The following is a 23,149-nucleotide window of genomic DNA, read 5'->3' as shown; positions in this document are numbered from 1 at the left end:
ATGTGGCGAAGAACGCTCATCGCCCCTACAGATCCAGCACGAACCGTTCGGGGTCTTCCAGGCTCTCCTTGACACGGACCAGGAACGTCACCGCCTCCTTGCCGTCGACGATGCGGTGATCGTAGCTCAGCGCCAGATACATCATCGGCCGGATCACCACCTCGCCGTTCAGCGCGACGGGGCGTTCCTGGATCTTGTGCATGCCCAGAATGCCCGACTGGGGCGCGTTCAGGATCGGCGAGGACATCAGCGAACCGTAGACGCCGCCGTTCGAAATGGTGAAGGTGCCGCCCTGCATGTCGGCCATCGAAAGGTTGCCGTCGCGGGCCGCCCGGCCGAGCCGCCCGATCTCCAGTTCCACCTCGGCGATCGACATCCGGTCGGCATCGCGCACGACGGGCACGACGAGCCCCTTGTCGGTGCCCACGGCGACGCCGATGTGCGCGTAGTTCTTGTAGATGATGTCGGTGCCGTCGATCTCGGCGTTGACCGAGGGGATCTCCTTGAGGGCATGGCAGACGGCCCGCGTGAAGAAGCCCATGAAGCCGAGCTTCACATCGTGCTTCTTCTCGAACAGATCCTTGTATTTCGAGCGCATCGCCATGACCGCGCTCATGTCCACCTCGTTGTAGGTGGTCAGCATGGCGGCGGTGTTCTGCGCGTCCTTCAGGCGCCGGGCGATGGTCTGGCGCAGCTTGGTCATGCGCACCCGTTCCTCGCGCACCTGATCCTCCTGCGCCGAGGGCGCCCGGGCCACCTTAGGCGTCTCGGCGGGCTCCGACGGGGCGCCAGTGCCCTTGGCGATCGCATCGAGCACGTCCGACTTGAGCACCTGGCCGCGCTTGCCCGAGCCGCCGATGTTGCTGGCGTCCAGATCGTTCTCGTCGATCAGTTTGGCTGCGGCCGGGGAGGGCTGCATGTCGGTCTTGCCGGGGAAGTTTTCCGGTTCGGCGCCGTGGTCGCCGATCGGCTGCGGCTCGTCCCTGGCTTCCTTCATGCCCGGCGATTCGGCCTCCGAACCCGACGGGGCCGGGGTTTCCTTTGTCGGTGCTTCCTTGGCCGGCGCGCCCTCGCCTTCGGTCAGCGTGCCGAGCAGAGCGTCCACCTCGACCGTGTCGCCCTCGTTGGCGGCGATCTCGGCCAGCGTGCCCGAGCCCGGCGACGGCACTTCGAGGGTGACCTTGTCGGTCTCCAGCTCGACCAGGGTCTCGCCGTCGGAGACGGTGTCGCCGGGCTTCTTGAACCATTGGCCGATCGTGGCTTCGGTGACCGACTCACCGAGTGTGGGTACGCGGATTTCCTTCGACATCGTCTCTTTCCCGGACTGTGACAGTCGTGTTGGTTTTGGTTCGGTCCCGTTCAGTCGCCGAGCGCGTCCTCGAGGAACGCTTCGAGCTGGGCCTTGTGGGTGCCCATGAGGCCGGTGGCGGTCGACGCCGAGGCCGGCCGGCCCGTGTAGCGCACGCGGTCATGCTTGGCGTTGATGTGCGCGAGCACCCATTCCAGATACGGATCGATGAACGCCCAGGCGCCCATGTTCTTGGGCTCTTCCTGGCACCAGACCATCTCGGCGTTCCTGAACCGCGACAGTTCGGTGATCAGCGCCTTGGCCGGGAACGGGTAGAGCTGTTCGATGCGCAGCAGGTAGACATCGTTGATGCCGCGCTCCTCGCGCTCCTCGTAGAGGTCGTAATAGACCTTGCCGGTGCAAAGGATCACGCGGCGGATCTTGGAATCGGTGACCAGCTTGATGGCGCTGTCGTCCTTGCGGTACTCGGCATCGTCCCACAGCAGGCGGTGGAAGGCGCTCTCGCCGCTCATCTCGGTCAGCGTCGAGGTGGCCCGCTTGTGCCGCAGCAGCGATTTCGGCGTCATCAGGATGAGCGGCTTGCGGAACTCGCGCTTGAGCTGCCGGCGCAGGATGTGGAAATAGTTCGCAGGCGTGGTGCAGTTGGCGACCTGCATGTTGTCCTCGGCGCACATCTGCAGGAACCGTTCCAGCCGTGCCGACGAATGCTCCGGGCCCTGGCCCTCATAGCCGTGCGGCAGGAGGCAGACCAGACCCGACATGCGCAGCCATTTGCGCTCGCCCGACGAGATGAACTGGTCGAAGATCACCTGGGCGCCGTTGGCGAAGTCGCCGAATTGTGCCTCCCAGAGGGTCAGCGCGTTCGGCTCGGCGAGCGTGTAGCCATATTCGTAGCCGAGCACCGCCTCCTCGGAGAGCATCGAGTTGATGACCTCGTAGCGGCCCTGCCCGGCCTTGATCTCGTTCAGCGGGGTATAGCGCTTCTCGGATTCCTGGTCGTAGAGCACCGAGTGGCGCTGCGAGAAGGTGCCGCGCTCGACGTCCTGGCCCGAAAGGCGCACGCCCTGGCCGTCGAGCAGGATCGAGCCGAAGGCCAACGCCTCGGCGGTCGCCCAGTCGATGCCCTCGCCGCTGTCGATCATCTTGGCGCGGTTGTCGAGGAAGCGCTTGACCGTGCGGTGGATGTTGAAGTCCTCGGGCACGGTGGTCAGCCGCTTGCCGATCTCCTTGAGCGTCTTCAGCGGCACGTTGGTCTTGCCGCGCCGGCGCTCGTCCTGGTTGTCGGCGCGCTGCAGGCCGGACCATTTGCCGTCCAGCCAGTCGGCCTTGTTGGGCTTGTAGTCCTCGCCGGCCTGGAACTCGATCTCCAGATGCTCGCGCCAGTCGGTCTTCATCTTCTCCACGTCGTCGACCGTCACGTGCCCCTCGGCGATCAGCTTGTCGGAATAGAGTTGGACGGACGTTTTGTGCTTGCGGATCGTCCGGTACATGATCGGCTGGGTGAACGCCGGCTCGTCGCCCTCATTGTGGCCGAAGCGCCGGTAGCAGAACATGTCGATGACGACCGGCTTGTGGAACTTCATCCGGAACTCGGTCGCCACCTTGGCGGCGTAGACGACCGCTTCCGGATCGTCGCCATTGACGTGGAAGATCGGCGCCTCGATCATCTTGGCGACGTCGGACGGATAGGGCGACGAGCGCGACAGGTACGGGTTGGTCGTGAAGCCGATCTGGTTGTTGATGATGAAGTGGATCGAGCCCGCCACGCGGTGGCCGCGCAGCGCCGAAAGCCCGAAGCACTCGGCCACCACGCCCTGGCCGGCGAACGCCGCATCGCCATGCAGCAGCAGCGGCAGCACCTTCACCCGTTCGGGCAGCGGCACGATCTCGGGCCGGTGCGCGCCGCCGGCGAGCTGATCCTGCTTGGCGCGCGCCTTGCCCAAAACGACCGGATTGACGATTTCCAGATGCGAAGGGTTGGCGGTCAGCGACAGGTGCACCGTGTTGTCGTCGAACTCGCGGTCCGACGAGGCGCCCAGATGATACTTGACGTCGCCCGAGCCCTCGACGTCATCGGGGACGAACGAACCGCCCTTGAACTCGTTGAACAGCGCCCGGTGCGGCTTGCCCATCACCTGGGTCAACACGTTCAGACGGCCGCGGTGGGCCATGCCGAGCACGATGTCGTTGAGGCCGAGCTGACCGCCGCGCTTGATGATCTGCTCGAGCGCGGGAATGAGCGCCTCGCCGCCGTCGAGGCCAAAGCGCTTGGTGCCCTTGTACTTGACGTCGATGAACTGCTCGAAGCCCTCGGCCTCGATCAGCTTCTGCAGGATCGCCTTCTTGCCGTTGGGCGTGAAGGCCACGCCCTTGTCCGGTCCCTCGATGCGTTCCTGCAGCCATGCCTTCTCCTCGGGATTGGAGATGTGCATGAATTCGACCGCCATCGTGCCGCAATAGGTGCGCTTGAGGATGTCGAGCATCTGCGGGATCGTCGCATACTCGAGCCCGAGCACGTGATCGATGAAGATCGGCCGGTCGTAATCGCTCTCCTGGAACCCGTAGGAGGACGGGTGCAGTTCGTTATAGTCCTCCTTGTGGCCGGCCAGGCCGAGCGGATCGAGATCGGCGTGCAGATGGCCGCGCATGCGATAGGCGCGGATCATCATGATCGCTCGGACCGAATCGCGGGTGGCGCGCAGCAGTTCCTCGCTGGAGATGCCTTCGCCGGCCGCGCGCGCCTTCTCGGCGAGCTTGCCGTTCATGTGCGCCTCGACCTCGCCCCAGTTGCCGTCGAGCGCCGAGGTCAGCTCGCCGTTCTGCGCGATCGGCCAGTTGTCGCGCTCCCATGAGGGGCCGTCGGCCACCTTGATGACATCGTCGGGATTGTCGGCCAGGCCCTCGAAGAAGCTGCGCCATTCCTCGGAGACCGAGGCCGGGTCCTCCTCGTAGCGCGCCTGCATCTGCTCGATGTAGAGCGCGTTGCCGCCGTAGAGGAACGATGTCCCGGCGAAGATGTCGTTGGCCTGATCCTTGCGTGCCATTTTCATTCCCTCGGGCGTTTCCGCCGTCTCCCAGAGCCTCGTTTCAGTCCAGCGCCTTTGCGAACGCGGCCGTGTCGTTATGCACCTGATACCGGGCAACGAGCCCGTCTCTGATCCTGAAGATATTGACCGCCCGGGCATTGACCTTTCGGCCGTTGCTGCGAACCGTCCACTGTCCCTTCAGAACCGTGATGAACGCATCGTCGGTTTCGAAAGTGTCGGTGACTTCGACCCGGTCCACACTGAGATGGTCGCCGATCGTCCTGAAGAACGCCTGCAATCGATCGGGCCCTTTCCATTCGCCCGACCACGGCAACGCCCCGTCCGGCGCGGGATAGTCCACAACGATGTCCGTTGTGGTCGCGTCACGCAGGGCGGCCCAGTCGCCGGCCTTGATGGCGGCGTACCAGTTGTCGACCGCGGTGCGCGTACTGTCGGTCAATGCGTCAGCCCTTCAGCACCTCGACCAGCGTCGAACCCAGTTGCGCCGGCGAGGGCGAGACGCGGATGCCCGCATCCTCCATCGCCTTGATCTTGTCGTCGGCGCCGCCCTTGCCTCCGGAAATCACCGCGCCGGCGTGACCCATGGTGCGTCCGGGCGGGGCGGTGCGGCCGGCGATGAAACCGACCATCGGCTTCTTGCGGCCCTTTTCTGCCTGCGCCTTGAGCCACTCGCAGGCGTCTTCCTCGGCGCTGCCGCCGATCTCGCCGATCATGATGATGGATTCGGTCTCGTCATCGTCGAGGAACAGATCCAGCATGTCGATGAATTCGGTCCCCTTGACCGGATCGCCGCCGATTCCGACCGCGGTCGACTGGCCGAGCCCCTCGTTGGTGGTCTGGAAGACGGCCTCGTAGGTCAGCGTGCCCGAGCGCGACAGGATGCCGACCGAGCCCTTCTTGAAGATGCGGCCCGGCATGATGCCGATCTTGCACTCCTCGGGCGTCAGAACGCCGGGGCAGTTCGGTCCGATCAGGCGCGACTTGGACTTGTCGAGCCGTGCCTTGACCTTGACCATGTCCATCACGGGGATGCCCTCGGTGATGCAGATGATCAGCGGAATGTCGGCGTCGATCGCCTCGATGATCGCATCGCCCGCGCCCGCCGGCGGCACGTAGACGACCGAGGCGTTGGCTCCGGTCGCCTTCTTGCCTTCGGCGACGGTGGCGAAGATCGGCAGTTCGGCGCCCGCCTTTTCGCCGGCGCCCTCGCCGGCCGTCCAGGTCTCGCCGCCCTTCTTGGGGTGGATGCCACCGACCATCTGCGTGCCGAAATAGGCGAGCGCCTGTTCGGTATGGAAGGTGCCGGTCTTGCCGGTCAGGCCCTGAACGAGGACCTTGGTGTCTTTGTTGACCAGAATGGACATGGATTATTCTTTCCCTTCGGAGACCGCCGCGACGATCTTCTTGGCCGCGTCGTCGAGATCGTCGGCGGCGATGATGTCGAGGCCGCTGTCGTTCAGGATCGCCTTGCCCTGATCGACGTTGGTGCCTTCGAGCCGCACGACGAGCGGCACCTTGAGGCCGACTTCCTTGACCGCCGCGACCACGCCCTCGGCGATCACATCGCAGCGCATGATGCCGCCGAAGATGTTGACGAGGATGCCTTTGACGTTGCGATCGGCGGTGATGATCTTGAAGGCGGCCGTCACCTTCTCCTTGGACGCGCCGCCGCCCACATCGAGAAAGTTCGCCGGCTCGGCGCCATAGAGCTTGATGATGTCCATGGTCGCCATGGCAAGGCCGGCGCCGTTGACCATGCAGCCGATGTTGCCGTCGAGCGCGACATAGGCGAGATCGTGCTTTGAGGCCTCGATCTCCTTTTCGTCCTCTTCGGATATGTCGCGCAACTCGACGATGTCGGGATGGCGGAACAGCGCGTTGCCGTCGAACGACACCTTGGCGTCGAGCACGCGCAGCCGGCCGTCCTTCATGACGATCAGCGGGTTCACCTCGAGCAGGCTCATGTCCTTTTCGGTGAACGCCTTGTAGAGCGTCGGGAACAGGTCCAGCCCGTCCTTGGCCGCCTGCTTGGTCAGCTTCAGCGCCCGGTTGAGCTTCTTGGCGTCGGCCTCGGTCATGCCCTTGACCGGATCGATCGGCAGCGTGGTGATCTTGTCGGGCGTCTCTTCGGCGACCGCCTCGATGTCCATGCCGCCTTCGGTCGACACGACGAAAGCCGGCCTGCCGGTCGCGCGGTCGATCAGGATCGACAGGTAGAGTTCGCGGTCGATGTCGGCGCCGTCCTCGATATAGAGCCGGTTGACCTGCTTGCCGGCCGGACCGGTCTGCTTGGTCTCCAGCGTGTTGCCGAGCATTTCGCGGGCGTTGTCGACGACTTCCTCGACCGAATGCGCCAGCCGCACGCCGCCCTTGGCGTCATCGCCCAGTTCCTTGAACTTGCCCTTGCCGCGTCCGCCGGCATGGATCTGGCTCTTGACCACGTAGAGCGGCCCCGGCAGCTTCCTGGCCCATTCCTCGGCCTGCTCGACCGAATAGACGGCAACGCCGGGCGCGACGGGCGCGCCGTAGGAATGAAGAAGCCGCTTGGCCTGATATTCGTGGATGTTCATGCGGTCTGCCTCTTCTGGTTGACCTTCACTGGCCTTCCGGCGCCATGCCGGAGAAGCTGAATGCGAAACTGCCTTCGGGCCCGATCGCCACCGGCGCATGGGTGCCGCAGGCGAAAAGCGGCGCCATGGCCGCGGCGCCGCGCGCCACGCCGTTGGCCTGCTCGATGGCCGCGTCGACGAGCGCCACCACGCAGCCCGGCGCCCCTTCGCGGCCAACGCTGGAGACGACCAGCAACTGCCCCTTGTCCTCGGGACCGCCGGTGACGCCGGTATCGATCAGATAGCGCAGGATCGCCGCATGCGGTTCGCCGTCCGTCACGCGCCATTCCACCACGTCGTTGATGGCGTTGAACGGAGAAAAGCTCTCCCAGCGCTCGTTCGGCACGCCGAAGTCAACGTCGAAGCGCAGATCGCCCTCGCTGGCGAACACCGGGTAGCCGGGCAGGCCCTCGCATTGGAAACCGGCGCTGCCCGACTCCTCGTGGAAGTCGAGCATCGTGCAGGCGTCGAGATCGAGGTCGGTGTAGACGCTCTCGGCCGCTCCGGCACCTGAAACGGCGATCGCCGCGGCGAACCCCGCGGCGGCGAGCGTGGAGATGGTGCGCAAGACGATCATCCGGTCTCCGCGCGCCTCACTTCAGGTTCGGCGCGATCTTGGCGCAGGCCTCGCACAGGCCGGCGACCGATTCCACCGACTTGTCGAACATTTTCTGCTCGGACTTGTTCAGGTCGATCTCGATGATCCGCTCGACGCCGCCGGCGCCGACGACGGTCGGCACGCCGACATACATGTCCTTGACGCCGTACTGGCCCGACAGGTGCGCGGCCACGGGCATGACCCGCTTCTTGTCCTTCAGGTAGCTTTCGGCCATGGCGATCGCCGAGGAGGCGGGCGCATAATAGGCCGAACCGGTTTTCAGCAGGCCGACGATCTCGGCGCCGCCGTCACGGGTGCGCTGGACGATGGCGTCGAGCTTGTCCTTGGTGGTCCAGCCCATCTTGACCAGGTCCGGCAGCGGAATGCCGCCGACGGTCGAATAGCGGGTCAGCGGCACCATCGTGTCGCCATGGCCGCCGAGCACGAAGGCGGTGACGTCCTCGACCGACACGTCGAACTCCTCGGCGAGAAAATGGCGGAAGCGGGCCGAGTCGAGCACGCCGGCCATGCCGCAGACCATGTTGCGGGGCAGGCCGGAGAACTTCTGCAGCGCCCAGACCATCGCGTCGAGCGGGTTGGTGATGCAGATGACGAATGCCTCGGGAGCATATTTGCGGATGCCCGAGCCGACCTGCTCCATCACCTTGAGGTTGATCTCGAGCAGATCGTCGCGGCTCATGCCGGGCTTGCGCGGCACGCCGGCGGTCACGATGCAGACGTCGGCGCCCTTGATCGCCTCGTAGGAATTGGCACCGGTGAAGCGCGCGTCGAACCCGTCGACCGGCGCGGATTCGGCAATGTCGAGCCCCTTGCCCTGGGGGATGCCCTCGGCGATGTCGAACAGGACAACATCGCCCAGTTCCTTCAGCCCGATCATGTGGGCCAGCGTTCCGCCGATCATGCCGGAACCGATGAGTGCGATCTTGTTGCGTGCCATCTGCGCGGTCGTCCCCGTTCGTCATTGTGGAAGGGACGACCCGTGCGGCTGCCCGGTCTCCCCCGATCGATGCCGTGGGCGTGGACCAAGGCCGGAAGGAAATCAACCAAAACTTTCGTAATCAGCGATTTCAATCGGTTAGCCAATCCGGGATTTACGTAAACGTAAATCAGATCGCGCATCGTCACCCTGTCCGTGCTGATCGGTCCGGGTGGTTCCCCTGCGTCAGGTCGGCGCGGGCGACGACGGACGGGCCGGTTCGATCAGGTCCCAGCGATTGCCGAACGGATCGGTGAACACCGCGACCGTTCCGTAGGGTTCCCGGCGCGGTCGTTTGGCAAACCGAACGCCGGCCCGGCGAAAGCGCTCATGGTCGCGCTCGAAATCGTCCGTCTCCAGGAAGAAGGCGACGCGGCCGCCGGTCTGGTTGCCGATCGCGGCGTGCTGCCCGGCGCCGTCCGCCTGTGCAAGAAGCAGGGCCGTGCCACCGCCCTTCGGCGCGACGCGGACCCAGCGCCTGGTCGGGCCGAGCGGCGTGTCCTCGAGAAGATCGAAGCCGAGCGCGTCGCGATAGAAGGCGATCGCCGCGTCATAGTCGGGCACCACCAGCGTGACGAGCGCGATCCGGGCGCTCACGACGCCCTTGCGAGGGGTTGTCCGCCGGCCAGCCAGTCCTCGGACCGCATTTCGTTGAGCCGCGAGGCCGTGCGTTCGAACTCGAACGCCTCGGTGCCGCTGGTTGCCTGATAGAGCGCGTCCGGCTGCGCGTCGGCCGAGACGACCAGCTTGTTGCGGTTGTCATAGAGCGTGTCGATCAGGTTGATGAACCGTTTGGCCTCGTTGCGCCGGCCGTCGCCGATCACCGGCACGTTCTCGACCATGAGCGTGCGGTACTGCCGGGCGATCGCCAGATGGTCGCGCGCGCCGAGCGGCGCCTCGCACAGATCGGCGAAGCTGAACCGGGCCGCATCGAGCACCGCCGCTGGCACCTCGATATGCCGCCCCTTGACCGCGATCCGTGCCGGCGCGGCGCCGATGCCGCCGGTGATCTTCACCCACGCCGCTTCCATCGCCATGTCGGTCTGTGGCCCGAGCGGGGTCATGTAGAGCGGGGTATGGGCGAGGCGGCCAAGCCGGTAGTCGCGGTCCGCATCGAGGCTGAACACGTCGGTGTGCGCCATCAGCACGTCGATGAACGGCGTGAACAGCCCGCGATTGAGACCGTCCTTGTAGAGATCGTGCGGCGGCACGTTCGAGGTCGCAATCAACACCACACCGCGCTCGAACAGGGCGGTGAACAGGCGTGACAGGATCATCGCGTCGGCGATGTCGGTCACGGTGAACTCGTCGAAACACAGAACGCGCGCCTGGTCGGAGATGGCGCGGGCCACCGGCGGGATCGGGTCGTCGCCCTTGACCTCGCCCGCCTTCAGCGCGGCGCGATGGGCGGCGATCCGGTCGTGCACGTCGGCCATGAAATCATGGAAATGGGCGCGGCGCTTGCGCCGGGCCGGGCAGGCGCGGAAGAAGAAGTCCATGAGCATGGTCTTGCCGCGCCCGACCGAGCCGTGGATGTAAAGGCCGCGCACCTGATCGAAACGGGGCGCCTTTTTGGCGAACAGCCAGCCCAGCGACGACGATTTCGATGCCAGCCGCATCGAGGCGACGGCCCGGTTGATCTCGTCGAGCTTGTCGGCGAGCGCGCGCTGGGCGGGATCGTCGGCGATCGCGCCCTCGCGCACCAGTTCGCGGTAGCGCGTGGCCACCTGGTCGCCGGGCCGGATCCGTTCGGGCATGGTGCCCCGCCTCCGCGATCAGCGGGCGAGGCTGATGGCCTGGCCGCCCGACGTCTGACCGTCGAACCGGCCGGAGCCGGACGAGAACAGCGTCGCCACCTGGTTGCCGCCGGAATCGCTGAGCACGACGCGGTTGCCGTTGATGTTCCAGGACGAAACATTGGCCGCATCGCCCGGGCAGCCGCGCGAGGCGGCGCGGAAACCGGTCGACCAGCGCGTCAGCGCCATGAACATCTGGCAGTCGGCGCCCTGGGTCGATACGCGCCAGGCGCCGACCATCTCCTCGCGGGAGACCGGCTGGGCCGAGGCGACCTCGACGACGCTGGAATCGGTGTCGGCACCGTCGACGGCGTCGGGGTCCGTCGTGTCGGCGTTCGGATCGGCGGAGGCCACTCCGGTCTGGCCGGGCGCGATCGGGAATCCGTCCGGACCGATGGCGGGCGAACCCACGCCCGGCTGCGTCGGCGGCGGCAACTGGTTGCTCGTCACTGTCCCCGACGGTGCGGGCGTAAGGGGCGAAGGCTGCGTGTTCAGCCCGCCCACCCGATTGCTGGTGCAGCCCGATACCACCAGGGCCGCCATGATGATGACGGCCAACGGGCCTGCCTGGGTCCTGCCCATGTCCCTTCTCCAATCCTGCGACGCTCGGCGCGCCGCCATGTCTTGCGCCCTTCCTTGACCAATAAAAAGGCGAAAGAAGGAAAAAACAAGGTTAACAGCCGCTTGCCCGGCTCGCTTTTTCCTGCGCGACAACCCAACGCCGGGGAAGCGGGATTGACTTGCAGTCGTTGCGGCCGCGCTGGTATGGCCCTCGACGGCCCGTCACACAAGACCGGGTCACGCAAGCCAAGGAGCCGTTGATGTCGGGTTATGTTTCTTCCGCTGGGTTCAGTCCCCTGAAGCCACTGGGGCGTTCGTTCTCCTGGCAGGTCGGAGCCGTGGTGCTCGGCACCATGCTGCTGGCTGCCTCGTCCTATGTCGAGGTGCCGTTGAAACCGGTCCCGGTAACCATGCAGACGCTTGCCGTGGCCCTTGTCGGCGCGCTCTATGGCTGGCGCCTGGGCGCGATCACCATCACGGCCTGGCTGGCTCAGGGCGCAATGGGTCTTCCGGTTCTCGCCGGCGGTGCGGCGGGCGCCCATCACTTCGTCGGCCCGACGGCCGGCTACCTGTTCGCCTTCCCGGTTGCCGGCGCCGTGGCGGGATGGCTCGCCGAGCGCGGCTGGAACGGTCACCGCGTCGTGCTTGCGTTTCTCGGACAGTTGATCAGCAATCTGTTGTGCCTCGTGCTTGGGGCGGCGTGGCTTGCCCTGCTGGTCGGACCCGATCTGGCGATCACATCAGGCGTGATGCCGTTCCTTGTCGGAGCGCTGCTGAAGGCGGTGACGGGGGCGGCGATCCTCGGCGTCGCGACACGCGGGACCTTGCGCAAGCGATCCGGCTGACGGCGGCCGGCATGGTCCGGCTGAGGGCCCATCACCTGCTGTGCCTGCTGACCTATGTCGGCAAGGGCTACAGCGAGGCGTTCGTCCGGCGCGCGGACGCCCTCGCGGCGCGCTTGTCCGCCGGCGAGCCGGCACTGATCGTCGAGGGCCCGGACGATATGTGCGCGCCGCTTCTGAACGATGCGCAGGCCCATTGCTTCAAGGCACGGCCCGCCGCGCGCGACAGGCGGGCAGCCGCCGACGTGGCCGCGCTTCTCGGGCGCCCGGTCGCACCGGGCGACACGATTAGTTTCGATGCATCAACGCTGGACCGGTTGCGCCGGGCATTCGCCGAAGAGACGACCCGCGCCGCCTGTCAGGGCTGCCCCTGGCAGGCGCTGTGCACGTCGATCGCCGGCAACGGGTACCGGAACGCCCGGATCAGCTCCGAACGTCCTGCGGGCTGACCGGCCTACTCGGTGGTTTCGGCCTCGGCCGGGGCTTCCTGTGCCGGCGCTTCGGCTTCGGCAGCAGCGGCTTCGTCGGCGGCCTGGCGGGCCTCTTCTTCCTTCATGCGCTGCTCTTCGATGCGTTCCTGGGCCTTCTTGCCGGGCAGAGCCTTCTTCGGGTTCTGGCGCGCCGGGCGCTTGGCGAGGCCGGCCTGATCGAGAAAGCGCAGGACGCGGTCGGTCGGCTGCGCGCCCATCTCGAGCCAGTGCTTGACGCGTTCCTCGTCGAGCTTGACGCGCGGCGCCTCGCCATCCTTGGGCAGCATCGGGTTCCACGAGCCGACCTGCTCGATGAAGCGGCCATCGCGCGGCGAGCGCACGTCGGCGACGACGATGTGGTAGTAGGGGCGCTTTTTCGACCCGGCACGGGCCAGACGCAGTTTCAGTGCCATAGGGTTACTCCTGTCGGTTCAAATGGCGTTGGGATGATGATGTTCGCTGCGCCGGACCAGATCGACGCCGGTTTCTCCGGCGGCGATGGCATCGTGATGGCGCATGACATGGTCGATAACGAAGCGCAGATAGGCTTCGGCAAAATCGGGGCTGAATCCGGCCTCGTCGGCCAGGCCGCGCAGCCGGTCGGCCTGTTCGGCCTCGCGCACAAGATCGGCCGACGGCAGATCGTGCTCGGCCTTGAGCCGGCTGACGGTCTCGGTGCAGCGGAAGCGTTCGGTCAGCATGTAGACGATCGCCGCATCGATGTTGTCGATCGACGCGCGCATTCCGGCCAGCAGTGAGCGGGCGCGTTCGGTGTCGTCGTCTGTCGGCATCTGGTCCTTCATTGTTGGCAGTGCTCGTCGTTGGGCTGGTGATGATCGCCACCAGCCAGGAACTGATCGGGCGACGGATGCCGCCAGATGTCGGCGATGAAGTCCCAGATCGGGACGTCTTGCCGTTCCTTCGTTGCGCCCAGCTTTCGGGCCACGTTCTGCGAGGCATGGTTGTGCGGATCGATCACGCTGATCGCCGTGGTCCATCCGAGGTCTTCATAGGCAAAGCGCAGCGCAGCGCGGGCCGCCTCGGTGGCGTAGCCCTTGCCCTGGGCCGAGCGCGCCAGCGTGTAGCCGATCTCGTAGTCCGGCCAGTCATGCGGATACCAGGGCCCGCAATGGCCGATGCACGTGCCGCTGGCCTTCTCCTCGACGCAGAAGAAGCCGTATCCGCGCAGCGCCCAATGGCCGACCATCGCCGCCATGCCGCGCCAGGCGGTGTGCGGGTCCTGCGGCCCGCCGAGGAACGTCATCACCTCCGCGTCGGCGCGCATGGCGGCATAGGCCGGAAAATCGCGCTCGGTGAAGCCGCGCAGGATCAGCCGCCCGGTCTCGATGACCGGGATGTCGATGCCGCCATGGCTCATGCCGCCGTCTCCGCGCTGCCTGTTTCGGCCCCCGGATAGCGCCAGATCTCGACGGGCACCGATCCGTAAAGCAGCGCCTCGCCATCGCGGCGCGCGCCCAGCTTGCGGGCGACGGCCAGCGAGGCGTGATTGTCCCTGTCGATGAAGCTGACCGCCGTCGGCCAACCGAGCGTCTCTCGGGCGAAGCGCAGCGCGGCACGCACGGCCTCGGTGCCGTAGCCCCTGCCATGGAAGGCCGGCGCGAGCCCGTAGGTGATCTCGGGTTCGTCCGCCTTGCCTTCGGGATCCCATGGACCGCAGTAGCCGATCGTCTCGCCACCGTCCTTGAGCGTGACGGCGAACGGCCCCCATCCCTTGAGCACCCAGTGTCCGGCATAGGCGGCCATCTGGCGCCACGCGCCGGCCCGATCCATGGTGCCGCCGGTGAAGCGCGTGCCGGCCTCGTCGGCGAACAGCGCGGCCAGCGCGTCGACATCGTCCTGACGCCAGCCGCGCAGGATCAGGCGTTCGGTCTCGACGACCGGGATTTCGGAAAGGACGTTCATTAGCGCTTCTTCTTGCCTTTGGGCAGGCCCGGCAGGCCCGGACCGGTGCCGAGGCCGGGCAGGTTCGGCCCGCCGGGGCCCATCCCGGGAAGACCGCCGGGCGGCGCGCCACCGGGCGCGCCCAGGCCCATCTGCTCGGCCTGCTTCTGCAGCTTCTTGAGATCCTTGGCGCTCATCTGCGACGGATCGGGCATCCCGCCCATTCCGCCGGGCATGCCGCCCCCCATGCCGCCGAACAGCTTGCCCATCATGCCGCCGCCGCGCTTGCCCTTCATGGACTTCATCATGTCGGCCATCTGGCGGTGCATCTTCAGAAGCTTGTTGATCTCGGCGGCATTGGTGCCCGAGCCGGCGGCGATGCGCTTCTTGCGCGAATGTTTCAGAACGTCCGGATGGGCGCGCTCGTGCGGGGTCATCGACGAGATGATGGCGAGCTGACGGCCGAACATCCTGTCGTCCATGCCGGCGGCGGCCATCTGGTCCTTCATCTTGCCCATGCCGGGCATCATGCCCATCAGGCCGCCCATGCCGCCCATCTTCTGCATCTGGCGGAGCTGGTCGGCCAGATCGTTGAGGTCGAACTTGCCCGAGGCCATCTTCCTGGCCATGGCCTCGGCCTTTTCCTGGTCGATGTTCTCGGCCGCCTTTTCGACCAGAGAGACGATGTCGCCCATGCCGAGGATCCGGTCGGCGATGCGCTTGGGATGGAATTCCTCCAGCGCATCCATCTTCTCGCCGGTGCCGATCAGCTTGATCGGCTTGCCGGTGACAGCGCGCATCGAAAGCGCAGCGCCGCCACGGCCGTCGCCGTCCATCCGGGTCAGGACAAGGCCGGTGATGCCGACGCGCTCGTCGAAGGAGCGCGCCAGGTTCACCGCGTCCTGACCGGTCAGCGAGTCGGCGACGAGCAGCACCTCGTGCGGCGACGCCGATTTCCTGATGTCGGCCATCTCGACCATCAGCGGCTCGTCGATATGGGTGCGGCCTGCGGTGTCGAGGATGACGACGTCATGGCCGCCGAGCCTGCCGGCCTGCACGGCGCGGTTGGCGATCGCCACCGGGTCCTGCCCCTCGATTATCGGAAGCGTCGCGACGCCGGTCTGTTCGCCGAGCTGTTTGAGCTGTTCCTGGGCGGCGGGCCTGCGCGTGTCGAGCGAGGCCATCAGGACCTTCTTGCGGTCGCGATCGGTCAGTCTCTTGGCAATCTTGCCGGTCGTCGTCGTCTTGCCCGAGCCCTGTAGGCCGACCATCATTATGACCACCGGCGCGGGCGCGTTCAGATCGATCGTCTCGGCGTCGGCGCCCAGCGTCTCGACCAGTTCGTCATGGACGATCTTGACGACCATCTGGCCGGGCTTGACCGACTTGAGAACATCGACGCCGACCGCCTTTTCGCGCACCCGCTCGATGAAGCCGCGCACCACTTCGAGCGACACGTCCGCTTCGATCAGCGCGCGCCGGACCTCGCGCAGCGCCGCGGAGACATCCTTCTCCGACAGCGCGCCACGGCCCGTCAGCCCCTGGAAGATCGAACCAAGCCGGTCCTGAAGCGATTCAAACATTGGCCTTGCCCATTCCCGATTGCGTCGGCACCGGACCGTCCGGCGCGCACGCCTCCGAGATAATCACGACAGCGGCTAAACCCAAACCGCCCCAAAAGCACGAACGCACCCGAGGGCGCATCGCGCTGTCGGGTGTGGACCTCCGGGATCGTGCCCCGGTCGGCGGCTCAAGGACGGGTGTCGTCGCTGAACGGCGGCGCTATGGGGGAAACGGCGCGGCAAGTCAAGGCGGCGGCTCAGAACCGCTCGGGACGCAGCACTTCCACGTCGGCGATGGTGATGATGCCCATCTGCGGCTCGAGCGCCTCGTAGATGCGGTCGATGGCGATGTCGGCCTGCTCGGGCGACATCACCGAGACCACCATCACCATGCGGCCGGCATCGCCGATCATCCGGTCGGTGTCCCAGGTGCCTTCCGAACCCTTGCCCGAATGGGCGTCGAACACCGTGTAGCCCGACACCGGCACTTTATCGAGCACGCGCGTGATCCGGTGCATCACCGGCGCCTCGCAGATCACCGTCATCTGCTTTCTGGCATGGGTCTTCATGTCATCCTCCCGCGACCAGCTGGGCCACGGCCGCGTAGGCCGGAATGCCGATGGTCAGGTTCATCGGGAAGGTAACACCGAGCGAAAGGGACAGATAGATGGATGGTCGCGCCTCGGGCAGCGCCAGCCGCATGGCGGCCGGCACGGCGATGTAGGAAGCGCTGGCGGCGAGCGTCAGCAGCAGCGCGGTGCCGCCGGCGGACAGTCCCGCAACGAGCGCGAAGGGGATGGCCATCGTCGCGCCGACGAAGGGCATCAGCAGGCCGAAGCCGACCAGCGGCGCATCGAGCACCTTGCGCGCCTGCGCCATGCCGCGCCCGGCGACCGCGCCCATGTCGAGCAGGAACAGGCAGAGCACGCCGGTGAACGGCACCACGATGAAGCCCTCGATCGCCGCCATGCCCTCGGCGCCGGTGACCGCGCCGATGACGAAGGCGCCCATCAGAACGACAACGGACGAATTGAGGAACACCTCCTGCAGCAGCCCTTCGGATGCATCCGGATCGTCCTTGTGGCGCTGCTTTGCCGCCGAGCGCGCCAGGAACAGCGCGACGAGGATTGCCGGCGTTTCCATGACGGCGGCGACGGCCACCATGAAGCCCTCCGGCTCGAGGCCGATCGAGCGCACGGCTTGCGTCGCGGCGACGAAGGTGACGATCGAGATCGAGCCGTAATGGGCTGCTGCCGCGGCGGCATCGATGCGCGGCAGCTTCGAGACGCGCTGCAAGATGAAGAAGGCGACGAGCGGGATCAGCGCCGACAGACATGCCCCGGCGACAAGGGCAAGCACGAGCGCCAGCGTCAGGCCTTCGGCGGCGAGCGCGACGCCACCCTTGAAGCCGATCGCCAGCATCAGATAGATCGACAGCGTCTTGGCGACCGCCTCGGGCAGCGTCAGTTGCGACCCGGCGATCGAGCCGGCGAACCCCAGAATGAAGAACAGCACCGGCGGCGACAGGATGTTGCTTGCGGCAAGCTGAACGATGGCGTCCATGGCGTGTCCGTGGGCGTTGCCTTGCGCGGGCGCGCGGCGGGAGGGATCGCGCCTCTATAGGCGGGCATGGCGCATCGCACAAGAAAGCGGGCGCCATTGCGCTGCTTGCTTGACCGGAAGCGCGCCATCGCCACATTGGCCACCATGAACAGACGTCTTTTTCTGTCGCTTGCCGGTCTGGGCGGGCTCGTCGCCCTTGGCGGCGGCCTTTTCGCCGCGCGTCGCGCGCGCGCCGGCAATCCCTACTATTCCGGACCGCCGGCCGACAATTTCGACGGCACGCAGTTCTTCAATCCCGGCGGCGCCGAACCGCGGGGCTTTGCGGATCTCCTGCGCTGGCAACTGGGCGGTGGCCGCGAACCCTGGCCGGACAGCTACCCAAGCCCGTTTCCGCCGGCCCAACCCGACGAACGCGTGACCGGCGCGGGGCTGCGGGTGACGATGGTCGGCCATGCGACGATGCTGCTGCAAATGGCCGGGTTGAACGTGCTGACCGATCCGGTGTGGTCGGAACGGGTCAGTCCCGTCTCCTTTGCAGGTCCGCGCCGACGCAACGTGCCCGGCATCGCCTTTGAGGACCTGCCGCCGATCGACGCGGTGCTGGTCAGCCACAACCATTACGACCATCTGGACGTCGAGACGCTGGCCCGGCTTGTCGAGACCCACGATCCGCACATCGTCACCCCGCTCGGCAACGATACGATCATCGGCGCGGTGGTGCCCGCCGCGCGCATCTCGACCGGAAACTGGGGCGATGTGGTGCGGCTTGATGGTGAAACACGGGTGCATATCGAGCCGGCGCATCACTGGTCGGCCCGCGGCAGCGGCGACCGGCGCATGGCCCTGTGGTCGGCCTTCGTCATCGAAACGGCAGCCGGCAAGGTCTATGTCGTCGGCGATACCGGGTTTCACGAGGGCCGGAACTATCGCGCCGCCGCCGACAAGCATGGCGGCTTCCGCCTCGCGCTCCTGCCGATCGGCGCCTACGAGCCGCGCTGGTTCATGGCCGGCCAGCACCAGAACCCGTCCGAAGCCGCGCAGGGCATGGCCTTGTGCCGGGCAGCCCATGCGGTCGGCCACCACTGGGGTACGTTCCGGCTGACCAACGAAGCGGTCGAGGCGCCGCTGCAGGCCCTTGAAGTGGCCTTGCAGGATGTCGGCGTGCCGCCCGACCGCTTCCAGCCGATGCGCCCCGGACAGGTCTGGGACGTGCCGAGCCGAAGCGGGGCCTGAGGCGCCGCCGGCTTCCGGGGGAACTCCCGGCCCCCTTCATCGTTTGATGCCATGACATCAATGCGAAGGGGCTTTCCATGCTCGAACTGATCCTCATCCTGCTCGTCGTCGCGGCCATCGCCGGCCTTCTGGGTTTCGGCCGCCTGTCGGGCCTGGCGCTGAGCGGCGCCAAGATCCTGATCGCGATCGTCCTCATTCTGTTCCTTCTGGTGCTGTTCGGCATCATCGCGATCGCGTGACGCAAGCCGGCCCGCCTGTGCGGGCAGGGTTTAATTCCGGCCGCCGTTCCGCCATATGGAGAGCATCGTTCTCCCGATGGTGGCAGGCCGAATGGCGATCGACGTCGAATTTGCGAAAATGAACGGGCTCGGTAACGCGATCATCGTTGCCGACATGCGCGGGCGTGCCGACCGGTTCACCGCGGAAGCGGCGCGCGCATTGCATCATGACCCGGCGACCGCCTTCGACCAGATCATGGCGATCCATGACGCCGAGGCCGATGGCACGGACGCCTTCGTGCGCATCTACAACAATGACGGTTCGGAGGCCGGCGCCTGCGGCAATGGCATGCGCTGTGTCGTGCAGGCGCTCGCGGCCGAGACCGGCAAGGCCGTCTTCACCTTGCAGACGATCGCCGGCCTGTTGAACGCGCAGGAGCACGAGGACGGTTCGATCTCCGTCGACATGGGCCGGCCGCGCCTGCGCTGGGACCAGATACCGCTCGAGGAGGAGTTCGCCGACACGACCGGCATCGAACTGCAGATCGGACCGATCGACGCGCCGGTGCTGCACACGCCGTCCGTCGTCAACATGGGCAACCCGCACGCGGTCTTCTGGGTTCAGAACGATGTCTGGAGCCACGACCTGGCGAGGTTCGGCCCCTTGCTGGAGAACCATCCGATCTTCCCCGAAAAGGCCAACATCACGGTCGCCCGGGTCATCGACCCCGAGCATATCGTCATGCGGACCTGGGAACGCGGCGTCGGCCTGACGCAGGCCTGCGGATCGGCCGCCTGCGCGACGCTCGTCTCCGCGGCCCGCAAGGAGCTGACCGGCCGGGCGGCGACGGTGACCGTGCCCGGCGGCGACCTGCACATCGAATGGCGCGCGGACGATCACGTCATCATGACCGGCCCGGCCGAATGGGAATTCGCCGGCCGGCTCGATCCGGCAACGGGCCAGTGGCAGCGGACGATCGAGGGCGACAACGACAATGCCGGCGCGGAGACCGCGTGATGGGTGTCGAGGTGACCACCTTCGGCTGCCGGCTCAACACCTATGAGGGCGAGGTCGTGCGGCGGCAGGCCGAAGCCGCGGGACTCGGCGCGCTCGACGGCGGCGCCGTGGTCATCAACACCTGCGCGGTCACCGCCGAGGCGGTGCGCCAGGCCAGACAGGCGATCCGGCGGGCCCGGCGCGACAATCCCGAGGCGCGCATCGTCGTCACCGGCTGCGCCGCGCAGACCGAACCGGAAAGCTTCGCGTCCATGGACGAGGTCGACCTCGTCATCGGCAATGACGACAAGCTGAAGAGCCAGTCCTACCGCGCCCTGCCCGACTTCGGCGTCAACCGGTACGAGAAGGTGCGCGTCAACGACATTTTCGAGGTGCGCGAGACGGCCGCGCACATGGTCGATTCGATCGAGGGGCGCACGCGCGCCTTCGTGCAGGTGCAGAACGGGTGCGATCACCGCTGCACCTTCTGCATCATCCCCTATGGCCGGGGCCATTCGCGTTCGGTGCCGATGGGCGCGGTGGTCGAACAGGTCCGGCGGCTGGTCGGCAACGGTTATCGCGAGGTGGTGCTGACCGGCGTCGACCTGACTTCCTACGGGCCGGATATTCCGGGCGCGCCGTCGCTCGGCGTGCTGGTCGGCACGATCCTCCGGCAGGTGCCCGACCTTGCGCGGCTGCGGCTTTCGTCGATCGACTCGATCGAGGCGGATGAGGCGCTGTTCGAGGCGATCGCCAACCAGCCGCGCCTGATGCCGCATTTCCACCTGTCGCTGCAGCACGGCGACGACATGATCCTCAAGCGGATGAAGCGCCGCCACCTGCGCGCCGATTCGATCGCCTTCTGCGAGACCGTCCGTCGCCTGCGGCCCGATGCCTCGTTCGGCGCCGACATGATCGCCGGCTTTCCCACCGAGACCGAGGCGATGTTCGACAATGCGCTGTCGATCATCGCCGCGTGCGGGCTTTCGCGCGTCCATGTGTTTCCGTTCTCGCCGCGCGCGGGCACGCCGGCCGCGAAGATGCCACAGCTGCCACGTACGGTGATCAAGGAACGCGCCGCGCGGCTGCGCGAACGGGCGCAGGAAGCCTGGACCACGCATCTGGCCCGCCTTGCCGGCACGCGGCAGCCGGTTTTCGTCGAAAAGCCCGGCTTCGGCCGGACGCCCGACTTCACGCCCGTGACCTTCACCGGTCACGGCGCGGAACCGGGCGACATCGTGCCCGTTTCCGTGACGGGCCATGATGGACGGACGCTCAAGGGCGTCACGGCCGTCCAGATCGCGGCGGAGTAGGATCATGGCAGGACTGTTCAAACGCATCTTCTCGTTCGGCAAGGGCAAGGTCGAGGACACGTCCGAAGCGTCCGCGTCGAACGATCCGACCGTGCCGGGCGCACCGCAGGAAGTGCCGCCGCCGCCATTCGAGACCCCGCCGGTCGCACCCGATGAGGTGCCCCAGCAGCCCGAACCGGTGCCGCCGGCGCCCGATCAGGTGCCCGACCAGCCGGTGCCGCGGGAGGTTCCGCCCGAACCCGGCGAGGATCCCGCCCACCCCGTACCGGGCGAGCCCGGACCGGAGAGCCCGGACGAACTGCCCGATCGCCCCGAGCCGACGCCGGAGCCCGTACCGGAAACCGAACCCGACCCGCAGCCCGAAGTTCCCGATCAGCCCGACCCCACGCCCCGACCGGAGCCGCCGGGCGTGCCGCCGCCCGACCAGACGCCGAGCCATGCCGGCGGCGGCGCCGGCGCGACGGCCGCACCGTCCAGACAGGCGCGCACCGTCACCATCGGCGATGACCCCGTTCCGGCGGTCCGCGAACCGGAAATTGCCGAAAAGAAGGGCTGGCTGGCGCGGCTGACATCGGGCCTGTCGCGCTCGTCGCGGCAGCTTTCGGACAACATTGCGGGCGTGTTCACGCGCCGCAAGCTCGATGACGAGACGCTCGAGGAACTCGAGGACATCCTGATCCAGGCCGATCTGGGGGTGGAGACGGCGATGCGCGTGACCGACGCGCTCGCGACGACCCGGCTTGGCCGCGACGTCTCGCCCGAGGAGGTGCGCGACGTCATGGCGACGGAGATCGAAAAGGTTCTCGCGCCCGTCGCTCGGCCGCTCGAACTCGATCTTTCCTTCAGGCCGCACGTGATCCTCGTGGTCGGCGTCAACGGCACCGGCAAGACGACCACGATCGGCAAGCTGGCGGCCAAGCTTCGGGCCGCCGGGCTTTCGGTGACGCTGGGCGCGGGCGACACGTTCCGCGCCGCCGCCATCGAACAGCTCAAGATCTGGTCCGAGCGCACCGGGTCTCAGTTCGTCGGCACCAAACTCGGCGCGGATGCGGCAGGCCTTGCCTACGAGGCCTACGAGCGTGCCCGCGACAACGGTTCCGACGTCGTCATCATCGACACGGCCGGCCGGCTGCAGAACAAGGCCGAACTGATGGACGAACTGGCCAAGATCGTCCGTGTGCTGCAGAAGCACGATCCGGACGCGCCGCATACCGTGCTGCAGACCCTCGATGCGACCACGGGCCAGAACGCGCTCAACCAGGTCGACATCTTCCGTAACATCGCCGGGGTCAACGGGCTGGTGATGACCAAGCTCGACGGCACCGCGCGCGGCGGCATACTTGTCGCCATATCTGCAAAGTTTGGTTTACCGGTCTACTTTATAGGTGTGGGAGAGGGCGTGGACGATCTCGAACCGTTCCGCGCCAGCGATTTCGCGCGGGCCATAGCGGGCGCGGACGCGCCGGTCACGGAGAACGTCTAGATGGCGGAGAACCTATCGATCGCCGAGGCGCCCAAGGGCAAGCCCGCCGTCAACCCGGGGCTCAAGCTGGCGCTCGAGTTCGGACCGCTGCTGGCGTTCTTCTTCGCCAATGCGCGCGCCGAATGGCTGTCCGAGCGCATCACCTTCCTGGGCGCGCTGGGCGAGCCGATCTTCGTGGCAACCGCGATCTTCATGGCCGCCACGGCCATCTCGCTGAGCCTGTCCTGGCTGCTGACGCGGACAATTCCGATGATGCCGCTCATATCGGGCGTCGTGGTGCTGATCTTCGGCGCGCTGACGCTTTGGCTGCACAACGATCTGTTCATCAAGATCAAGCCGACGATCATCAACGGGCTGTTCTCGGTGCTGCTGCTGGGCGGGCTGTTCATCTTCCGCGTCTCGCTGCTGCGCTATGTCTTCGATACCGCGTTCCGCATCGACGAAAGGGGCTGGCACAAGCTGACCATCCGGTGGGGCTTGTTCCTCGCGGGCATGGCCGTCCTGAACGAGGTGCTGTGGCGGAACTTCTCGACCGATTTCTGGGTCGCGTTCAAGGTGTGGGGCAACATGCCGATCACCATCGCCTTCACGCTGTCGCAGATGCCGATGATCATGCGGCACTCGATCGACCCCGACGAGAGCTGAGACG

General features: G+C 66.8%; 25 protein-coding genes. 8 read left to right on the top strand and 17 right to left on the bottom strand.

Features of this window, described 5'->3' with window-relative positions:
- Positions 1-25: 25 nt before the first annotated feature.
- The 10 genes from odhB to E0E05_RS00260 all read right to left on the bottom strand — a co-directional run bounded on the left by odhB (position 26) and on the right by E0E05_RS00260 (position 10,914).
- Positions 26-1,309 (bottom strand): 2-oxoglutarate dehydrogenase complex dihydrolipoyllysine-residue succinyltransferase, encoded by a 1,284-nt coding sequence (gene odhB / locus E0E05_RS00305; RefSeq protein WP_131614871.1) that lies wholly within the window; start codon positions 1,307-1,309, stop codon positions 26-28.
- 50 nt (positions 1,310-1,359) lie between these two features.
- A complete protein-coding gene (locus E0E05_RS00300) occupies positions 1,360-4,353 on the bottom strand; it encodes a 2-oxoglutarate dehydrogenase E1 component (RefSeq protein WP_131614870.1) in 2,994 nt (997 codons plus the stop codon).
- 43 nt (positions 4,354-4,396) lie between these two features.
- Positions 4,397-4,795, bottom strand: a complete 399-nt coding sequence (locus tag E0E05_RS00295) for a nuclear transport factor 2 family protein (protein ID WP_131614869.1) — start codon at positions 4,793-4,795, stop codon at positions 4,397-4,399.
- Between the two features lie 4 nt (positions 4,796-4,799).
- On the bottom strand, positions 4,800-5,720 hold the full coding sequence (gene sucD / locus E0E05_RS00290) for a succinate--CoA ligase subunit alpha (protein WP_131614868.1): 921 nt from the start codon (positions 5,718-5,720) through the stop codon (positions 4,800-4,802).
- A gap of 3 nt (positions 5,721-5,723) precedes the next feature.
- A complete protein-coding gene (sucC, locus tag E0E05_RS00285) occupies positions 5,724-6,926 on the bottom strand; it encodes an ADP-forming succinate--CoA ligase subunit beta (protein WP_131614867.1) in 1,203 nt (400 codons plus the stop codon).
- Between the two features lie 25 nt (positions 6,927-6,951).
- Complete coding sequence (locus E0E05_RS00280; protein WP_131614866.1) at positions 6,952-7,542, bottom strand: hypothetical protein; 591 nt, start codon at positions 7,540-7,542, stop codon at positions 6,952-6,954.
- Positions 7,543-7,558: 16 nt separating this feature from the next.
- Complete coding sequence (gene mdh / locus E0E05_RS00275) at positions 7,559-8,521, bottom strand: malate dehydrogenase (RefSeq protein WP_131614865.1); 963 nt, start codon at positions 8,519-8,521, stop codon at positions 7,559-7,561.
- A 225-nt stretch (positions 8,522-8,746) separates the two neighbouring features.
- The gene (locus tag E0E05_RS00270; protein ID WP_131614864.1) at positions 8,747-9,157 is read right to left on the bottom strand and encodes a VOC family protein; all 411 of its coding nucleotides are present in this window, start codon (positions 9,155-9,157) and stop codon (positions 8,747-8,749) included.
- Positions 9,154-10,317, bottom strand: a complete 1,164-nt coding sequence (gene zapE / locus E0E05_RS00265; RefSeq protein ID WP_131614863.1) for a cell division protein ZapE — start codon at positions 10,315-10,317, stop codon at positions 9,154-9,156. The genes E0E05_RS00270 and zapE overlap by 4 nt, the downstream gene beginning before the upstream one ends.
- A gap of 18 nt (positions 10,318-10,335) precedes the next feature.
- Positions 10,336-10,914: a protease inhibitor Inh/omp19 family protein gene (locus E0E05_RS00260; RefSeq protein ID WP_210215740.1), complete on the bottom strand. Its 579-nt coding sequence runs from the start codon at positions 10,912-10,914 to the stop codon at positions 10,336-10,338.
- Between the two features lie 263 nt (positions 10,915-11,177).
- Between E0E05_RS00260 and E0E05_RS00255 the strand changes: the two genes are divergently transcribed.
- Both E0E05_RS00255 and E0E05_RS00250 read left to right on the top strand, forming a co-directional pair.
- Complete coding sequence (locus E0E05_RS00255) at positions 11,178-11,762, top strand: biotin transporter BioY (RefSeq protein WP_131617826.1); 585 nt, start codon at positions 11,178-11,180, stop codon at positions 11,760-11,762.
- A gap of 11 nt (positions 11,763-11,773) precedes the next feature.
- Positions 11,774-12,208: a DUF1284 domain-containing protein gene (locus tag E0E05_RS00250; RefSeq protein WP_131614861.1), complete on the top strand. Its 435-nt coding sequence runs from the start codon at positions 11,774-11,776 to the stop codon at positions 12,206-12,208.
- Between the two features lie 5 nt (positions 12,209-12,213).
- Here E0E05_RS00250 and rpsP read toward each other — a convergent pair whose 3' ends face one another.
- The 7 genes from rpsP to E0E05_RS00215 form a co-directional block, all read right to left on the bottom strand.
- Positions 12,214-12,642, bottom strand: a complete 429-nt coding sequence (gene rpsP / locus E0E05_RS00245) for a 30S ribosomal protein S16 (RefSeq protein ID WP_131614860.1) — start codon at positions 12,640-12,642, stop codon at positions 12,214-12,216.
- Between the two features lie 18 nt (positions 12,643-12,660).
- The gene (locus tag E0E05_RS00240; protein WP_131614859.1) at positions 12,661-13,020 is read right to left on the bottom strand and encodes a chorismate mutase; all 360 of its coding nucleotides are present in this window, start codon (positions 13,018-13,020) and stop codon (positions 12,661-12,663) included.
- 8 nt (positions 13,021-13,028) lie between these two features.
- Complete coding sequence (locus E0E05_RS00235) at positions 13,029-13,607, bottom strand: GNAT family N-acetyltransferase (RefSeq protein WP_131614858.1); 579 nt, start codon at positions 13,605-13,607, stop codon at positions 13,029-13,031.
- Positions 13,604-14,152 carry a GNAT family N-acetyltransferase gene (locus tag E0E05_RS00230; RefSeq protein ID WP_131614857.1) on the bottom strand — a complete coding sequence of 183 codons (549 nt, stop codon included), beginning with the start codon at positions 14,150-14,152 and terminating at the stop codon, positions 13,604-13,606. Before E0E05_RS00230 ends, E0E05_RS00235 begins: the two co-directional genes overlap by 4 nt.
- Entirely contained in the window at positions 14,152-15,714 is a 1,563-nt protein-coding gene (gene ffh / locus E0E05_RS00225) for a signal recognition particle protein (RefSeq protein WP_131614856.1), read from the bottom strand. Before ffh ends, E0E05_RS00230 begins: the two co-directional genes overlap by 1 nt.
- Before the next feature lie 236 nt (positions 15,715-15,950).
- A complete protein-coding gene (locus E0E05_RS00220; protein WP_084606684.1) occupies positions 15,951-16,262 on the bottom strand; it encodes a DUF190 domain-containing protein in 312 nt (103 codons plus the stop codon).
- A 1-nt stretch (position 16,263) separates the two neighbouring features.
- Complete coding sequence (locus E0E05_RS00215) at positions 16,264-17,256, bottom strand: sodium-dependent bicarbonate transport family permease (RefSeq protein ID WP_131614855.1); 993 nt, start codon at positions 17,254-17,256, stop codon at positions 16,264-16,266.
- A gap of 144 nt (positions 17,257-17,400) precedes the next feature.
- Here E0E05_RS00215 and E0E05_RS00210 point away from each other — a divergent pair, with 144 nt between their 5' ends.
- From E0E05_RS00210 to E0E05_RS00185, 6 genes are all read left to right on the top strand, one after another.
- Positions 17,401-18,489, top strand: a complete 1,089-nt coding sequence (locus tag E0E05_RS00210) for an MBL fold metallo-hydrolase (RefSeq protein ID WP_131614854.1) — start codon at positions 17,401-17,403, stop codon at positions 18,487-18,489.
- Positions 18,490-18,566: 77 nt separating this feature from the next.
- Complete coding sequence (locus E0E05_RS00205; RefSeq protein ID WP_131614853.1) at positions 18,567-18,728, top strand: DUF1328 family protein; 162 nt, start codon at positions 18,567-18,569, stop codon at positions 18,726-18,728.
- Between the two features lie 91 nt (positions 18,729-18,819).
- A complete protein-coding gene (gene dapF / locus E0E05_RS00200) occupies positions 18,820-19,725 on the top strand; it encodes a diaminopimelate epimerase (protein ID WP_131614852.1) in 906 nt (301 codons plus the stop codon).
- Positions 19,725-21,017 (top strand): tRNA (N(6)-L-threonylcarbamoyladenosine(37)-C(2))-methylthiotransferase MtaB, encoded by a 1,293-nt coding sequence (gene mtaB / locus E0E05_RS00195; RefSeq protein ID WP_131614851.1) that lies wholly within the window; start codon positions 19,725-19,727, stop codon positions 21,015-21,017. Before dapF ends, mtaB begins: the two co-directional genes overlap by 1 nt.
- A 4-nt stretch (positions 21,018-21,021) precedes the next feature.
- The gene (ftsY, locus tag E0E05_RS00190; protein WP_131614850.1) at positions 21,022-22,500 is read left to right on the top strand and encodes a signal recognition particle-docking protein FtsY; all 1,479 of its coding nucleotides are present in this window, start codon (positions 21,022-21,024) and stop codon (positions 22,498-22,500) included.
- Positions 22,501-23,145: a septation protein A gene (locus E0E05_RS00185; protein ID WP_131614849.1), complete on the top strand. Its 645-nt coding sequence runs from the start codon at positions 22,501-22,503 to the stop codon at positions 23,143-23,145. It abuts the gene before it with no gap.
- The last annotated feature ends 4 nt before the right edge of the window (positions 23,146-23,149 follow it).

The organism is Roseitalea porphyridii (assembly GCF_004331955.1).
In the GTDB taxonomy this organism is placed as follows: domain Bacteria; phylum Pseudomonadota; class Alphaproteobacteria; order Rhizobiales; family Rhizobiaceae; genus Roseitalea; species Roseitalea porphyridii.
This window is presented reverse-complemented; position numbering and strand designations above follow the sequence as displayed.

Excerpts from the sequence above, each read along its gene's own strand:
- odhB (WP_131614871.1), bottom strand. The coding sequence starts at position 1,309 with ATGTCGAAGGAAATCCGCGTACCCACACTCGGTGAGTCGGTCACCGAA.
- E0E05_RS00300 (WP_131614870.1), bottom strand. The coding sequence starts at position 4,353 with ATGGCACGCAAGGATCAGGCCAACGACATCTTCGCCGGGACATCGTTC.
- sucD (WP_131614868.1), bottom strand. The coding sequence starts at position 5,720 with ATGTCCATTCTGGTCAACAAAGACACCAAGGTCCTCGTTCAGGGCCTG.
- sucC (WP_131614867.1), bottom strand. The coding sequence starts at position 6,926 with ATGAACATCCACGAATATCAGGCCAAGCGGCTTCTTCATTCCTACGGC.
- E0E05_RS00280 (WP_131614866.1), bottom strand. The coding sequence starts at position 7,542 with ATGATCGTCTTGCGCACCATCTCCACGCTCGCCGCCGCGGGGTTCGCC.
- mdh (WP_131614865.1), bottom strand. The coding sequence starts at position 8,521 with ATGGCACGCAACAAGATCGCACTCATCGGTTCCGGCATGATCGGCGGA.
- zapE (WP_131614863.1), bottom strand. The coding sequence starts at position 10,317 with ATGCCCGAACGGATCCGGCCCGGCGACCAGGTGGCCACGCGCTACCGC.
- E0E05_RS00255 (WP_131617826.1), top strand. The coding sequence starts at position 11,178 with ATGTCGGGTTATGTTTCTTCCGCTGGGTTCAGTCCCCTGAAGCCACTG.
- E0E05_RS00250 (WP_131614861.1), top strand. The coding sequence starts at position 11,774 with ATGGTCCGGCTGAGGGCCCATCACCTGCTGTGCCTGCTGACCTATGTC.
- rpsP (WP_131614860.1), bottom strand. The coding sequence starts at position 12,642 with ATGGCACTGAAACTGCGTCTGGCCCGTGCCGGGTCGAAAAAGCGCCCC.
- E0E05_RS00240 (WP_131614859.1), bottom strand. The coding sequence starts at position 13,020 with ATGCCGACAGACGACGACACCGAACGCGCCCGCTCACTGCTGGCCGGA.
- E0E05_RS00235 (WP_131614858.1), bottom strand. The coding sequence starts at position 13,607 with ATGAGCCATGGCGGCATCGACATCCCGGTCATCGAGACCGGGCGGCTG.
- E0E05_RS00230 (WP_131614857.1), bottom strand. The coding sequence starts at position 14,152 with ATGAACGTCCTTTCCGAAATCCCGGTCGTCGAGACCGAACGCCTGATC.
- ffh (WP_131614856.1), bottom strand. The coding sequence starts at position 15,714 with ATGTTTGAATCGCTTCAGGACCGGCTTGGTTCGATCTTCCAGGGGCTG.
- E0E05_RS00220 (WP_084606684.1), bottom strand. The coding sequence starts at position 16,262 with ATGAAGACCCATGCCAGAAAGCAGATGACGGTGATCTGCGAGGCGCCG.
- E0E05_RS00215 (WP_131614855.1), bottom strand. The coding sequence starts at position 17,256 with ATGGACGCCATCGTTCAGCTTGCCGCAAGCAACATCCTGTCGCCGCCG.
- E0E05_RS00210 (WP_131614854.1), top strand. The coding sequence starts at position 17,401 with ATGAACAGACGTCTTTTTCTGTCGCTTGCCGGTCTGGGCGGGCTCGTC.
- E0E05_RS00205 (WP_131614853.1), top strand. The coding sequence starts at position 18,567 with ATGCTCGAACTGATCCTCATCCTGCTCGTCGTCGCGGCCATCGCCGGC.
- dapF (WP_131614852.1), top strand. The coding sequence starts at position 18,820 with ATGGCGATCGACGTCGAATTTGCGAAAATGAACGGGCTCGGTAACGCG.
- mtaB (WP_131614851.1), top strand. The coding sequence starts at position 19,725 with ATGGGTGTCGAGGTGACCACCTTCGGCTGCCGGCTCAACACCTATGAG.
- ftsY (WP_131614850.1), top strand. The coding sequence starts at position 21,022 with ATGGCAGGACTGTTCAAACGCATCTTCTCGTTCGGCAAGGGCAAGGTC.
- E0E05_RS00185 (WP_131614849.1), top strand. The coding sequence starts at position 22,501 with ATGGCGGAGAACCTATCGATCGCCGAGGCGCCCAAGGGCAAGCCCGCC.